This is a genomic window from Caballeronia sp. LZ032, from assembly GCF_031451315.1.
GTDB lineage: Bacteria > Pseudomonadota > Gammaproteobacteria > Burkholderiales > Burkholderiaceae > Caballeronia.
In genome coordinates, this window is the sequence record NZ_JARUXP010000004.1 from 1,086,764 (window position 1) to 1,100,533 (window position 13,770).

Annotated in this window: 13 protein-coding genes and 1 riboswitch; of the genes, 4 read left to right on the top strand and 9 right to left on the bottom strand. The window is 65.3% G+C overall.

Going from position 1 to position 13,770, the window contains the following annotated elements:
• Nucleotides 1–26 precede the first annotated feature (26 nt).
• Nucleotides 27–1,382: an MFS transporter gene (locus tag QCE69_RS32840; protein WP_309935099.1), complete on the bottom strand. Its 1,356-nt coding sequence runs from the start codon at nt 1,380–1,382 to the stop codon at nt 27–29.
• Nucleotides 1,383–1,516: 134 nt separating this feature from the next.
• On the opposite strand from QCE69_RS32840, the gene QCE69_RS32845 reads away from it, so the two are divergent.
• Entirely contained in the window at nt 1,517–2,668 is a 1,152-nt protein-coding gene (locus tag QCE69_RS32845) for a citrate synthase family protein (protein ID WP_309935100.1), read from the top strand.
• Nucleotides 2,669–2,761: 93 nt separating this feature from the next.
• Here the strand turns inward: QCE69_RS32845 and QCE69_RS32850 are convergent, their stop codons facing one another.
• From QCE69_RS32850 to QCE69_RS32865, 4 genes are all read right to left on the bottom strand, one after another.
• Entirely contained in the window at nt 2,762–4,975 is a 2,214-nt protein-coding gene (locus tag QCE69_RS32850) for a TonB-dependent receptor (RefSeq protein ID WP_409021253.1), read from the bottom strand.
• Between the two features lie 276 nt (nt 4,976–5,251).
• Nucleotides 5,252–6,475 (bottom strand): PepSY-associated TM helix domain-containing protein, encoded by a 1,224-nt coding sequence (locus QCE69_RS32855; protein ID WP_309935102.1) that lies wholly within the window; start codon nt 6,473–6,475, stop codon nt 5,252–5,254.
• Between the two features lie 187 nt (nt 6,476–6,662).
• Entirely contained in the window at nt 6,663–7,037 is a 375-nt protein-coding gene (locus tag QCE69_RS32860) for an H-NS histone family protein (RefSeq protein WP_309935104.1), read from the bottom strand.
• 105 nt (nt 7,038–7,142) lie between these two features.
• Nucleotides 7,143–8,015: a LysR family transcriptional regulator gene (locus QCE69_RS32865; RefSeq protein ID WP_309926853.1), complete on the bottom strand. Its 873-nt coding sequence runs from the start codon at nt 8,013–8,015 to the stop codon at nt 7,143–7,145.
• A gap of 138 nt (nt 8,016–8,153) precedes the next feature.
• On the opposite strand from QCE69_RS32865, the gene QCE69_RS32870 reads away from it, so the two are divergent.
• Nucleotides 8,154–9,398 (top strand): MFS transporter, encoded by a 1,245-nt coding sequence (locus tag QCE69_RS32870; RefSeq protein WP_309935105.1) that lies wholly within the window; start codon nt 8,154–8,156, stop codon nt 9,396–9,398.
• A gap of 10 nt (nt 9,399–9,408) precedes the next feature.
• Here QCE69_RS32870 and QCE69_RS32875 read toward each other — a convergent pair whose 3' ends face one another.
• Entirely contained in the window at nt 9,409–9,885 is a 477-nt protein-coding gene (locus QCE69_RS32875) for a YbaK/prolyl-tRNA synthetase associated domain-containing protein (protein WP_309927546.1), read from the bottom strand.
• Between the two features lie 14 nt (nt 9,886–9,899).
• Complete coding sequence (locus QCE69_RS32880; RefSeq protein WP_309935106.1) at nt 9,900–10,868, bottom strand: threo-3-hydroxy-L-aspartate ammonia-lyase; 969 nt, start codon at nt 10,866–10,868, stop codon at nt 9,900–9,902.
• A 193-nt stretch (nt 10,869–11,061) separates the two neighbouring features.
• Here QCE69_RS32880 and QCE69_RS32885 point away from each other — a divergent pair, with 193 nt between their 5' ends.
• Nucleotides 11,062–11,694 (top strand): PAS domain-containing protein, encoded by a 633-nt coding sequence (locus QCE69_RS32885; protein ID WP_309926858.1) that lies wholly within the window; start codon nt 11,062–11,064, stop codon nt 11,692–11,694.
• Nucleotides 11,695–11,708: 14 nt separating this feature from the next.
• On the opposite strand, the gene QCE69_RS32890 is transcribed toward QCE69_RS32885, so the two are convergent.
• Entirely contained in the window at nt 11,709–12,593 is an 885-nt protein-coding gene (locus QCE69_RS32890; protein WP_309935108.1) for an NAD(P)H-binding protein, read from the bottom strand.
• A 105-nt stretch (nt 12,594–12,698) separates the two neighbouring features.
• Between QCE69_RS32890 and QCE69_RS32895 the strand changes: the two genes are divergently transcribed.
• A complete protein-coding gene (locus QCE69_RS32895; protein ID WP_309926861.1) occupies nt 12,699–13,130 on the top strand; it encodes a helix-turn-helix domain-containing protein in 432 nt (143 codons plus the stop codon).
• 7 nt (nt 13,131–13,137) lie between these two features.
• Here the strand turns inward: QCE69_RS32895 and crcB are convergent, their stop codons facing one another.
• Complete coding sequence (gene crcB / locus QCE69_RS32900) at nt 13,138–13,530, bottom strand: fluoride efflux transporter CrcB (protein ID WP_309935110.1); 393 nt, start codon at nt 13,528–13,530, stop codon at nt 13,138–13,140.
• 57 nt (nt 13,531–13,587) lie between these two features.
• Nucleotides 13,588–13,649: riboswitch (Fluoride riboswitch) on the bottom strand.
• Nucleotides 13,650–13,770 lie beyond the last annotated feature (121 nt).

Consider the following 13,770-nt stretch of genomic DNA (forward strand, 5'->3'; position numbering starts at 1 on the left):
TTGAAGGCGCTGCCTGCCAAGGCGATTCAGGCCATTTTCACGCGCTCGATCTTGCCCATGAAGAACAGGTAGACCATCGCGGCAACGAGGCAATGTGCGGCGACGAAGTATAGTCCGGCCGTATAGCCGCCCGTCGCCTGCACGATGTAGCCGAAGACGATGGGCGTGACGATGCCGCCGATATTGCCGATGCAGTTGAAGATCGCACCGGCGAGGCCTACGGCTTCGCGCGGCGCGGTGTCGCTGACCACGGCCCAGGTGCCCGCGCCCGCCGCCGCGCCCTTGCCGAAGAAGGCCAGCGTCATCAGCAGGACGATCACGGCATTGCTTTCGACCACCGCGGACAACACGAGACTGCACCCCAGCCCCATGCCGACGATATACGGCGTCTTGCGCGCCCACGAGCCGCTCCAGCCGCGCCGGATCAGCCAGTCCGAGATCGTGCCGCCCGCAATGCCGCCGACGAAGCCCGCGATGGCCGGAACCATCGTCGCGAAGCCGGCCTGCATGACGTTCATGCCGCGCGCCTGCACGAGGTAGATGGGAAACCAGGTGATGAAGAAATAGCTCAGCGCGATGGTGCAATACTGCCCGACATACGCGCACCACAGCATGCGATTGCCGAGCAGCATGCGCATGACGCCACGCGAGAGCGGCGGACGCGCCTTGAGCGACTGCTTCGAATCGATATCGATCATCGCGCCGCCCGCGATGATGTGCTCGAGTTCGCCGCTGGACACGCGCGGATGATTGCGCGGCTCATGCATGACGACGGCCCATGCGCCCGCCGCCGCGATCCCGATCACGCCGAGCGCGATGAACGGCGCGGGCCAGCCGAACTGCGACGTGAGCCAGCCGGCGAACGGCGAGAAGATCGCCACCGCGAAATACGAAGCCGATGCGAACAGCGACGTCGCCAGCCCGCGTTCCTCCTTCGGAAACCACATGACCGCGACGCGGCCGTTGGCGGGAAAGCTGGGCGCCTCGATCAGCCCGAGTGCGAAACGCAGCGCGAACAGCAGGCTCAGCGCGATCGAGAGATCCGATGTGAAGTTGCCGATGAACCCGACCAGCATCGTGGCGATGGACCACAGGATCAGCGTCGTGCCGTACATGGTCTTGGTGCCGAAGCGGTCGAGCAGCAGGCCGCCGGGAATCTGCCCGACGACATAGGCCCAGCTGAACGCGGACAGCACGTAGCCCAGCTGCACGTGATTCAGGCCGAATTCCTTCGAGATGCCGGGGCCTGCAATCGAGAGGATCGCGCGGTCCGCGTAGGCGACGGTCGCCAGCAGCAGGATCATCGCGAGAATCGAGTAACGCGTGCGCGTCGTGCGGGCCGTCGTGCCCGCTATATACTGGGTCGTCCGATCTGTTGCCACTGTCATCTCCTGTTTCCATGTCCCTGAAGCGGTCGCTTTAGCGCGCCGCCCGATGCCCTTGTTCGAACTGCCGGGTCTTCCTTCGGGGTGGTGTGTTTAGCCGATTAAACCGGCGTGGTGCATGAGCGTCAATCTTGATTGATTCGATCAACGTGAAGAACTGGATCACGCAGGAAGAAGCCTGCGAAGCCCTCGGCGTGCGCAAGCAGACGCTGTACGCCTATGTCAGCCGCGGCCAGATCGAGGTGCGGGACGACCCGCAGCAGGCGAACCGCAACCTCTATCGCGCGACGGATATCGCCGGGTTGCTGAAGAAGCGCAGCCTCGGACGCGGCCGCAAGAAAATCGCGGCCAGCACGATGGCCTGGGGCGAACCGATCATCGATACGCGCATCTCCACCATTGCGCGCGGCACGCTCTATTACCGCGGCAGGGATGCGGTGCATCTGGCGGCATCGGCGAGTTTCGAGGACGCCGCGCAGCTGCTGTGGGACACGTCCGGGCCGCCGCACTTTCCCTCGTTCGAGCCGGTCGCATTCGACGGGCCCGCCGAAGCGCGGGTCTATGCGGCGCTGGCGCACGACGCCGCCCGTCCCTCGCGCGACCACGCCGACCGCTTCGGCGAAGCCGCGCGGCTCGTGGGATTGCTCGCGAGTCAGTTCTTCACATCGCGTTCGGATGAAGGGCCGCTGCACGCGCGCATCGCGGATGCGTGGGGCGTGCCGCGTCACGCCGATTTGTTGCGCCGCGTGCTGGTGCTGCTCGCGGATCAGGAGCTGACGAGTTCGTCGTTTGCGGCGCGCGTTGCGGCATCGACCGGGGCATCATTGGGCGCGAGCATGATCGCGGGACTGGCTGCGTTCTCGGGACCGATGCACGGCAACGCCATCGTGCGCGTGGGCGCCTTCATGGACGAAGCACGAAGCGTTGGAACCGGAAGGGCCGTAGAGGAACGCGTCGCGCGAGGCGAACCGCTGCCGGGCTTCGGCCACGAACTCTATCCGCAAGGCGATCCGCGCGCCGCCAATCTCCTCTCCGCCTTCGACGCGCCTCACGCCGCGCACGAGTTGATCGAATGCGTCGGGCGGCTGACGGGGACGCCGCCCGCCATCGACATCGCGCTCGCCGCGCTCGTCGAGCATTGCGCGTTGCCGGAAGGCGCGGCGTTCGCGCTGTTCTCAATTGCGCGCAGCGTCGGCTGGATGGCGCATGCCATCGAACAGATCGAGGAAGGCACGCTGCTGCGGCCGCGCGCGCATTACATCGGGCCTGCCGTCGTCGATTGAAGCGGACAACCCCGCGCCAATGAAAACACCCCGAACGCCGGATCGCCATCCGACATTCGGGGTGTGCTTTCAGCTTGCGTCTTCAGGCTACGTTCAGAAGTCCGTCGTCATCGAAAGCAGCAAGGTGCGCGGCGCGCCTTGCGTCAGATATCCGCCGATCGTCGAGGCCCAGTACGACTTGTTCGCCACGTTGAGCACGCTGGCGCGGAAGGTCGTCGGCTTGCCGAACACCACGGTCGCATAGCGCGCGCCCAGGTCGAAGCGGTTCCAGTGCGGAATCGACAGCGTGTTGGTCGTGTTCAGATACTGCGAACCCGTGTAGATCCAGCGCGCCGTCAGCGTGAGGCCTTGCAGCATCGGCACGTCGTATTCCGCGTTCACGTTGAACATGAAGGTCGGCACGCCGATCGGCTTGTTGCCGTCCGTCGTTCCGCTGCCGGTGTCGATCTGCGTCGCGTGGATATACGTGCCGCCGGCGATCAGGCGCACGCCCTTCACCGGCTCGCCGAACACCGACGCCTCGATGCCGCGATGGCGCTGCGTGCCGTCCGCGACGAAGAAGTTGGCCGCGTTCGTGTAGGTCAGCGGCTTCTCGATCTGGAATGCCGCGACCGTCGCGCCGTACTGGCCGTTGTCGTACTTCGCGCCGACTTCCCACTGCTTCGACTTCTCCGGCGGCAGCAGTTGTCCCGTGTTGGCCGCGGTGGACGGCGCCGAATCGCCGATCGTCAGCGCTTCGCTGCGGTTCGCGAACAAGGAGACGTTCTGCCACGGCTTCACGACGAGGCCGAACAACGGCGTCGTGACCGAATCGTTATAGGCTTCGGTCTGCTTGCCGGTGTAGTCGAAGTTGTTCGCGTGCAGGTCCTGATGACGCACGCCGACCGTGAACAGCACGCGGTCGTTCAGGAAGCCGAGCGTATCCGACACCGACACACTGCGCAGCAGGCTCAGCGAGACGGTCTGCGGGTCGCCGAGATCGCCTGCCGAACCGACGGTCGCCGGATACGGCACGCGCGGCGTGTCGTAGATGCTCGACGGGAACGAGCTGCTGTAGGTGTAGGCGGACATCGAGTCGACGCGCACGATCGACGCGCCCGCCGTCACGAAGTGCGACACAGGGCCCGTGTTGAAGCGGCCGCGCACGCCGGCTTCGGCGGAGCTGCCGTCTTCCTTGTGCGGCACGCCGAGGCGCGACTGCGTGATGCCGGTCGTGTTGATGCTCGGCGACGCATATTCGCCGTGCTCGTCCGTGTGGCGCATGCCGCCCGCGACATACGCGGTCCAGCCGGGCAGGAAGTCGTACTCGGCGCGCAGGATGCCGACCGTGTCCTCGATCGAGCTGTAGCCCCACGACTGGCCGTAGTTGTAGGTCGCGGCGGGCGGCGCCGGGACATAGTTGGCGTAGTCATAGACGGTCGAACGTCCGCCGTTGATGCGCTGCCGCTGATACAGGAAGTCGGCGTACAGACGCAGCTTGTCGCCGCGCCAGTCGAGCGAGACGGCCGTGGTGTTGTCGCGCTTGTGCTCGCCGTCGATCGCCGTTTCACCATCGTGATTCGCCTGATTCACGCGAATGCCGAACTGGCCTTCGCTGCCGAATCGACGGCCCACGTCCACGTGCGCGCCGATCATGCCGGACGCTTCGCCGTCCACGGTCACGCGGGTGAGCGGCTTGTCGTCGGCACGCTTCAGTTGCAGGTTGATGCCGCCGCCCACTGCCGAGCCGTTCGGCGACGCGCCGTTCAGGAACGCATTGGCGCCCTTGAACAGGTCGACGCGTTCGAGCGCATCCGTGGCCACGAGCTGACGCGGCGTGATGCCGTACAGGCCGTTCAGCGAGATGTCGTCGCCCTGGAGTTCGAAGCCGCGGATCACGTAGGTTTCGGCGAAGTTGCCGAAGCCGAACGCCGTCCGCACCGACGGATCGTTCGCCAGCACGTCGCCGATCGTGCGCGCCTGCTGGTCCTCGATCAGCTTCGATGTGTAGGTTGTCATGCTGAACGGCATGTCGAGGTTCTTCTGCTTGCCGAGCACGCCGTAATCGGCGCCGCGCGCGACCTGGCCGCCCGCGAAGGTCGGCGAGAGATCGCCGGGCAGTTGTTCCTTGCTCGCCTGCACCTTGACGGCCGGCAGCGCGCTGTCCTGGGGCGCGGCAGCCGCCGTGCCGGTACTGCCGGTATTGCTCGTATCAGCCGATTGCGCGTGAGCCGACAGGGAAAAAACCATCGCCACCGCGGCGACGATCGCGGCGCGCTGCGCCAGCACAGGCATGGCCTGCGAGGTGTAAGAACGGAATGCGGACATGAATCAGGAAAGGGCGTCGGTGATGGTCGGTCTTCCGTCCCGGGGCATCGTCTGGAATCCGGGCGGCATTGTTCTGCGTCGCAAGACCGGGCGCGCACGAGGCGCGACGGATGAGACTGGCGTTGTGCGCCGGATTATAGAGTGAATGCGAGTCGTTATCATTTATTGATTGCGCGATTTGCATCCGCGCAACATCCCACCCGGCAGGAACTACCGCGTCGAGCTTTATTCGAGGGATGGGCGCTGGCTTGAAGAGTGTCGCCAGCGCTCAACACGCTAGGAAGCGATGGAACGGCCGCGCGCCGCCCTTTCGCTTGAGGCCGCCGCCGATTGCCGGCGTGCGGCGCGCTTGCGAATCCAGATCATCAGGCCGGTAATGCTCAGCACCGCCACCGCGATGCCCACCGCGCTCACGAGAATGCGCCCGCCAATGCCCACGATGCGCCCTGAATGCAGTGGAAACTGCGCCTGCATGAAGATGTCGCCGGCCGAGCCGCGTCCGGGAATGGTCGAACCGGCCAGCGCGCCGGTCTGCGCGTTGTAGTAGAGCCAGGCGTTGCCGAGGCCCATGTCGCCGTGATCGTGGCCCGGCGCGAAGAAGCCGACGCCGTAGGCCTTGAACATCGGCGCGTAGTAGAGCGCGCCCATCGGCTGGGTGAGGTTCTGACGTTGCGCGTCTTGCGCGGCTTTCTGAAGAATCTCCTCGCGCGTGGCCAGCGGCTGGCCGGGCGGTCCGGCGCGCACCAGCGCGGGGTTGTCGAGGAAGGACGGCGAGAGCTTCGAGAACGCCGAGACAACCGGGCGCACCACCGGTTCGGAGAGGTTCATCGAAATGGATGTGAGGGCCATCATCAGCAGCAGGCCCCAGATCCAGACGCCGCCGGAGCGATGCAGGTCGAAGGTCAGCGCGTAGCCGCCGCGCTTCACGCGAAACGCAAACGACTTGCGCCACGCCTTCACGCTCGGGAACGACAGGATCAGCGCGATGCCACTGTCGAAGAACCACAGGATCCCGACGATGCCGAGCAGCCAGGTGCCCACGTCGATTCCGCCGACGAACGGCAGATGCAGCGTGTAATGCAGCTTGTAGAGGAACGGCATCAGGTCGATGCGCGCGAGCGACACGGCGCCCCACATGCGCTGCGCCTGCACCTGGCCGGTCGCGGGATCGACGGCGATCTGGTTGTACGCGACCTCGAACGGCGCGTTGGTGGCCGGATTCGTGCGCGGCATGACCATCATCTGCGCGGTGTGGCCCGGCTCGACGCCGAGCGGCATGTAGGTCACTTCCACGCGCGGGTCGGCGGCTTCGATACGGCGCGCGAGTTCGAGCGGCGGCAGCGCAGGGCCGTCCGTGCGGGCGTGGAAGAACGCGGGATTGAGCCACGCGTCGATCTCGTGATCCCACGCGATGATAGCGCCCGTGAGGCCCGAGACGAACAGGAACAACGCTGTGGCGACGCCAAGCCAGCGATGCAGGCGAACCATGACCGGCCTCATGCCTGCGGGTCCTCGGAACAACGGTCGTGCGCGACGGGTTTCATCGAAATCTTGCGACGTAAATAGGAATTGTTCGCAAGTTTATCGACGGCAAGCCTGATTCACAAGGCTTTCGTAAGGTACTGAAGAAGTTTCGAGAGGTATGCAGCGCTCGGTGCGTGAAACGAGCCTTGCGCCGCCCGATGCCTCAATGACCTTCCGGGAACAGCGCTGCCTGAACCATCGCGCGGGCGGCGGCGTGCCGGTCCGCCAGGAATTCGTCGCGATTCTTGCCCGCGATCCACGTCGGGGCGCGGCCACGGCCGCTCCAGGTGGCGCCGCTGACCGGGTCGCGATATTTCACCGCGGATTCGGACGCCGGGGTCTGCGCGCTTTGCCCGGACGATTCCGACACCGTCTTGCGGCCCATCAGTTCGGCCAGCGAGATGCCGTACTCGCGCATTTTTTGCACGATTTCGCGCAGCACATGCTGGGTTTCCTTTTCTTTCGCTTCGGCCAGTTGTTTGTCCAGGGCTTCTTGCTGCGCCCTCAGTTTGGCGATTTCAACGCTTTGATATGCCATGGTCTTCTTGAAGATTCGCCGCGATCCGGCGACTGTTGTGTTGTGTTCGGCGTTCGAAATTCTACGACATTCGCGAATGGACTTCGAACACCCCTCCGGCGTTCCTCAGGCGAGTTCGAGAAAGTTGCGCACGACGGACGACGGATCGTCGCGCCGGGACGCAATGGCCAGCCGCGCGCGCAAGCCACGCGCCAGCAGCGGCCGATACACCACGCCCCGCACGCGCACCTGCGTGATCGACTTCGGCACGATGGAAATGCCCAGCCCCGCCGCCACCAGCGTCACCGCCGACGCCATCTGCGGCGCGGGCTGCGCCAGTTGCGGCTGGAACCCGGCGGCGGCGCACGCGGCGACGATGTCGTCGAACAGCGTGCCGCCCGCCACGCGCGGCACCTGCACGAAGGGTTCGTCGGCGAGATCGGCCAGCGCAATGCGTGTCTTCGACGCCAGCCGGTGCGCGACCGGCAGCGCCACCAGCATGGGTTCCTCGCGCCAGTCGCTTTGCAGCAGCGCATCGGCGACACGCCGCACCGGCCGGATGATTCCCACGTCCAGCTGGCCCGCTTCGAGCAGGTCCAGCAGCACGCCCGAGGCCGCCTCGTGCAGCGCCAGCTCGGCTTCGGGATAGCGTTCGCGAAAGCGCCGGATCAGACCCGAGACGTGTTCATTGAACGCAGCGGTGCCGGTGAAACCGACCCGCAGATGTCCGGTCTCCCCGCGTGCGGCACGCTGCGCCGCCCGCGCCGCGCGCTGGGCGTCGTCGAGCACGCGCCGCGCCTCATCTGCGAAGACTTTTCCGGCCTGTGTGAGTTCGGCGCCCCGCGCGCTGCGTCTGAACAGTTCCACGTCGAGTTCCTGCTCGAGCGCCTTGATCTGCTGGCTGAGCGGCGGCTGGCCGATGCCCAGCTGCTCGGCCGCCTTGGTGAAGTTCGACGTCTCGGCGACGGCGAGGAAATAGCGCAAGTGGCGAAGCTCCATCCTTTTTAATCCCCGATGCCGCTCAACATTCGAAAAGGCCAGTGCTGAAACATATCGCTGCCCATGTTTTCATATATTGGACATATGGCTCGACATTGGCAAGAATGAAGTCAACTTTCTTCTTCAGTCAATCAGGCGATGTCCTCCCCTTCCCTCACATCCCCGGTGGATGGCACGCGGCGCGACGCGCCCTCGAACGGCGTCCTGCCCAGTTCGTCCGCCTACCGGCGCATCGCGCTCGCGCTGTTTCTCGCCGGTTTCTCCACGTTCTCGCTCCTGTACTGCGTGCAACCGTTGCTGCCTGCGTTCTCGCGTGAATTCGGCATCGGCGCGGCGGCGAGTTCGTTATCGCTGTCGCTCTCGACCGGCTTCCTCGCGGTCTCCATCCTGTGCGCCGGCGCGCTGTCCGAACGCGTCGGACGGCGCGGACTGATGTTTGCATCGATGACCTCGGCGGCGCTGTTCAACCTGCTGGCCGCCAGCGCGTCGAGCTGGGACCTGATGCTCGTCTGGCGCGCGCTGGAAGGCTTCACGCTCGGCGGCGTGCCGGCTGTCGCCATGGCCTATCTCGCGGAGGAAATCGCGCCCGAAGGACTCGGCCTCTCGATGGGTCTCTATGTGGGCGGCACGGCGTTCGGCGGGATGATCGGACGGATCGGCATGAGCGCGCTGGAGCAGTATTTTTCGTGGCGCACGGCGATGTCGACGATCGGCGTGATCGATCTCATCGCGGCTCTCGCTTTCGTGATGCTGCTGCCGCCTTCACGACGCTTCGTCAGGCGCACCGACCTGACGCTGCGCCATCACCTGCGGCTGTGGCAGGCGCAACTGCTGCACACGCGTCTTCCGTTCGTCTTCACGATCGGCTTTCTCGTGATGGGCGCGTTCGTGACGGTCTACAACTACGCCGGTTTCCGCCTCATCGCCCCGCCCTTCAATCTCGATTCGACCCAGTGCGGGCTCATCTTCGGCGCGTATCTGTTCGGGATGGTGTCGTCGTCGAGCGCGGGCGCGCTGGCCGACAAGCTGGGCCGCGCGCCGGTGCTCATCAGCGGCGTCGTGGTGCTCGCCGCCGGTCTCGCGCTGACGCTATCCGCATCGCTCGTGGCGGTGATCGCGGGCATCGTGCTCGTGACGATCGGCTTCTTCATCGCGCATTCGGTCGCGAGCGGCTGGGTCGGAAGGCTGGCCGGTTCGGCCAAGGGTCACGCGGCCTCGCTCTATCTGCTCGCGTATTACCTCGGGTCGAGCGTGCTCGGGTCGATTGGCGGCGCATTCTGGCAGCACGGCGCGTGGCCCGCCGTGGCGGCCTACGTCGCCGTACTGCTCGTGCTGTGCCTTTGCGTGGCGCTGCGCGTCATTCGACAGCCCGCCGAAGCGTGATTGATGCGCATCATGCGCACAACGGACTGACAAGCGGCCGGGCGATGCGCAGATAATCGTCCGACGCGAGCAGCATCGAGCGATCGAGCCGGCCCGCATTGAACGCGATTTCGTCGAAGCGTTCGATCAGTTCCGGATCCACGATCAACTTCACCGCGGGCGAGAACGAAAACGGCGGAATTGCGCCGATCACGCAGCCGGTCTCGCGCTGCGCTTCTTCCGGGGTGGCGAGTGTGGCCTTCCTGATGCCCGCTGCCTTGGCGACCTTCTTGAAGTCCAGTTTCCTGTCGCCGGGAAGAATGGCCAGGATCATCTGGCCGTCCGCGTCCTTGCTCTTGCAGAGCATCGCCTTGGCGCCCTGTCCGGGTTCCGTGCCGCGCAACGCCGCCACCAGATCGCAACGACCTTCCTCCGGATGCTCGAGCACGCGATAGCGCGCGCCTTCCCGCTCCAGCGCGTCGATCAGCTGATCGAACGGCGTGTTCATGGCGGACGTGACCATCACACCGCCGCCAGCGAGCAGAAGCGTTCCAGGTCGATGTTGCCGCCACTGATGATCACGCCCACGCGCTTGCCCGCCAGTTGCTCGCGCAGGTTCAGCGCAGCGGCAAGGCCGAGACAGCCGGTGGGCTCCACCAGCATCTTCATGCGTGTCGCGAAGAACTTCATGGCTTCGACCAGATCGGCATCGGATGCGGTGAGGATGTCGTTCACATCGCGCTTGATGATCCCGAAGGTGATGTGCCCGAGATGCTGAGTCTGCGCGCCGTCGGCGATGGTCACCGGCGTATCGATATGCACGATTTCGCCCGTGCGGAACGAGCGCTGGCCGTCATCGCCCGCTTCGGGCTCGACACCATGCAGCACGCATTGCGGCGCCAGCGCACGCGTGGCCAGCGCCGTGCCGGACAGCAGCCCGCCGCCGCCGAGCGGCACGAACAGGTGATCCAGCGCACCGGTTTCCTCGAACAGTTCCCGGGCCGCCGTGCCCTGGCCCGACAGGATGTCCGGGTGATCGTATGGCGGAATCAGCGTGAGACCGTTTTCCTCCGCGAGACGGCGGCCGATCGCTTCGCGGTCTTCCTTGTAGCGGTCGTAGACAACGACTTGCGCGCCGTAGCCCTTGGTGGCGGCGACCTTCGCGGCGGGTGCATCGTGCGGCATGACGATGGTGGCCGGAATGTTCAACAGCTGTGCCGACAGCGCGATGCCCTGTGCGTGATTGCCGGACGAGAACGCCACCACGCCGGCCTTGCGCTGCTCGGCCGAAAACTTCGACAGCGCATTGAACGCACCGCGAAACTTGAACGCGCCCATGCGCTGGAAGTTCTCGCACTTGAAGAAGAACTCGGCGCCGGTCAGCGCATCGAGCGTGCTGGAAGTCAGAACCGGCGTGCGATGCGCGACGCCCGCAATGCGCGAGGCGGCAGCCTCGACGTCGGCGTAGGTGGGGAGGCTTGGAGTCGTCATGTCGGACATGCCGTGAGAAGGGTTGGCCAGGGTCACACTGCGCATGGCACGTCACGATTCCGTGCACTGGACGCGTCGCGCATTTTCAACATTATGTCTATTTTTGTACAAAAAATCAATGCGCGCGACGGCTTGAGATGGCATGCTTTGTACTCGTTGACGCAACCCGACGCGACCGACCCGTCCAGACACCATGACCCAAGCCAAGCTCACCGTCGAACAGCGGACCATTCTCGAACAGGTCAAGCAGATCGCCGCGGGTCTGGGCGAAACACTGGCGCCGTTCACGGAGGTCGTCGTGCATGACCTGCGCTCGCCGAAACACGCGGTGCTTGCCATTCACAACAATCTGTCGGGCCGCAAGGTCGGCGATCCGGCAACGGAACTCGGCCTGGCCCGCATCGCAGACGACGCCTATCCGCAGATCCTCGCGAACTACGCCAACCGTTTCGCGGACGGCCGGCAGGCGAAGAGCACATCGATCGGGATCAAGGATTCGGACGGCCGCTATATCGCGGCGCTCTGCCTGAATGTCGATGTCACGCTGTTCCGCAGCCTGACCAATATGCTCGAGCAGTTTTCGTCGCTGGGTACGGACGGCGTGCGGGAATCGCTGGATCCGTCGAGTGCGGATTCGCTGCGTGAGCGCATCGACCGCTTCGCCGTGAGTCAGGCGACCACGCCGCAGGCCCTGCGCGCCGACCAGCGCCGCGCGCTGATGCAGGCGCTGAAACAGGAGGGCTTCCTGGATTTGCGGCGCTCGATGGAAACGGTCGCGCAACATCTCGGCGTGTCGCGCGCGACCGTTTATAACGACGCCAAGTAAAGCCACTGCGCGCGTCAGCCCGCGTATCCGGCGCCGGCTTCTTCGAGATGACGCGCCAGCCGCCGCGGCGCGCGGCCGATCAGCGATTCGAGATGATCGGTCACGATGGAAAGATTGCCCGCGCGGGTTTCCACATCGGCCGAGACGAGGACATCGACGAATACATCCGGCACACCGGCCGCTTTCAAGCCCGCTGCGAGCTGTTCGTCCGTTACTTCCACGAGCGCCAGCGGCTTGCCCGTCGCCCGCCGCGCGAGTTCAGCGATCTCTTCGCGGTTCAGCGCTTCCGCGCCCGTCAGCGTGTATGTGTGGCGCCCGGCGTCCGGCGTGGCGAGCGCGGCCGCGATGGCCTCGGCGATATCCTCCCGCGCCACATAGGACGTTCTGCCACCGCGCGCAGCCGAATGCCATGTGCCGCTCGCAAACGCGCCGGGCAATGCCCTGTGCAGGTTTTCCTGATACCAGCCGTTGCGGAAAATCGCGTACGGCAGGCCGGTCTGCTTGATGGCCCGTTCGGTGCCGAGGTGATCCGGCGCGAAGCTCAACAGCGAGCTGTCCGGATTGGGAAGCGACGTATAGGCAAGCCGTCCGGCACCTGCTTCTACCGCCGCCGCCACCGCATTGCGATGTTGCTTGAGGCGCGTATCGGCGCCGTCGAGCGCATCCGTCGAGATGATGAGCACGGTGCCGGCGCCTTTGAAGGCATCGGTCCGTGCGGCGGGATCGTCGAAGTCGGCGCGGCGCACGTCGATGCCCCGCGCGGCGAGATCGGCGAGCTTGTCCGGGCTGCGGCTGCCCGCGATGATGCGCCTTGGCCCGACGCCGCGCGCCAGCAAATGCTTGATGACCAGCCGCCCAAGTTGACCGGCTGCACCGGTCACGAAAATCGTATCGCTCATAGTCCTGCCTCATTCCGGGTGATACTCTCAATTTGAGAGCGCCTCGATGATCGGGCGTCGATCGTCTTCCGTAAAGAAGGCAGTTTTTCAGGAGATAGGCACCGAATGGGAACCACCAAGGTCAGTTCCAAGGCCGCGCCCAGCGCAGTCAAGACGATGCTGGATGCCGCGCGGACGAAGTTTGGTGATGTATCGAACTGTCCGGTGCGCGATGTCATCGACGTGATCGACGGACGATGGACTTCGCTGCTGATGATGGCGCTGGCCGAGCAGCCGTATCGGTTTGGCGAACTGCGGCGGCTCGTGCCGGACATCTCGCAGCGCATGCTGACGCAGACGTTGCACGAGCTTCAGCGCGACGGCTATGTCCACCGTGAGGTGTTTCCGACCAAGCCGCCCGGCGTTGAATACAGCCTGACCGATCTGGGCCGCTCAATGTACGCCGCGCTGCACGTGCTGCTGCGCTGGGCCGACGAGAATCATGCGGCGGTCAAGGCGGCACGCGAAGTGTTCGATGCGGCGAGGCAGTCCGCGTAACGGCACTTCACGCACCCAAGGCTGCGCGTGCGAGCGCCAGCCCGCCGAATATCCCGACGAAGCCGAGCAGCAGCGTGCCGCCGACATAGAACATGACGGACAGCACGTCGCCGCGCTCCCAGAGCAGCGCGGTCTCGAGCGAGAACGTGGAATAGGTGGTGAAGCCGCCGATGATGCCCGTGGTCAGGAACAGGCGCACGCTCTGGTCGGCGTGGCCGCGCAGCGCGAACCAGCCGGCCACCATGCCCATGGCGAACGAGCCGAGGACGTTGATGCCGAGCGTTCCATAGGGAAATGACGGACCGAAGAGCGCGAGGGACGCTCGCCCGGCCAGGTGACGCGCCATCGAGCCGAGGCCGCCGCCGACAAAAACCAGAACGAAGGAAAGAAACGATTGCACGAGGAAACTCCTGTCGGACGTGCGCGCACCCTTGCAGGCAACGAGGTCGCGCAACGCAATTCAACAGGAGTCATCAGCCGGACGGCGGTTATCGGGGGCACCCCATCCCCATCGAGCAAGACTTTAGCATCTCTTCCGGCGACGGCGCATCTTCGCTTGCCGCGCCTGAACCTTCGTGACATGACTCGCCGCAAACGCTTGTCCCACAAGGCACGCGGGATCGAACGGACGCGCTGACAT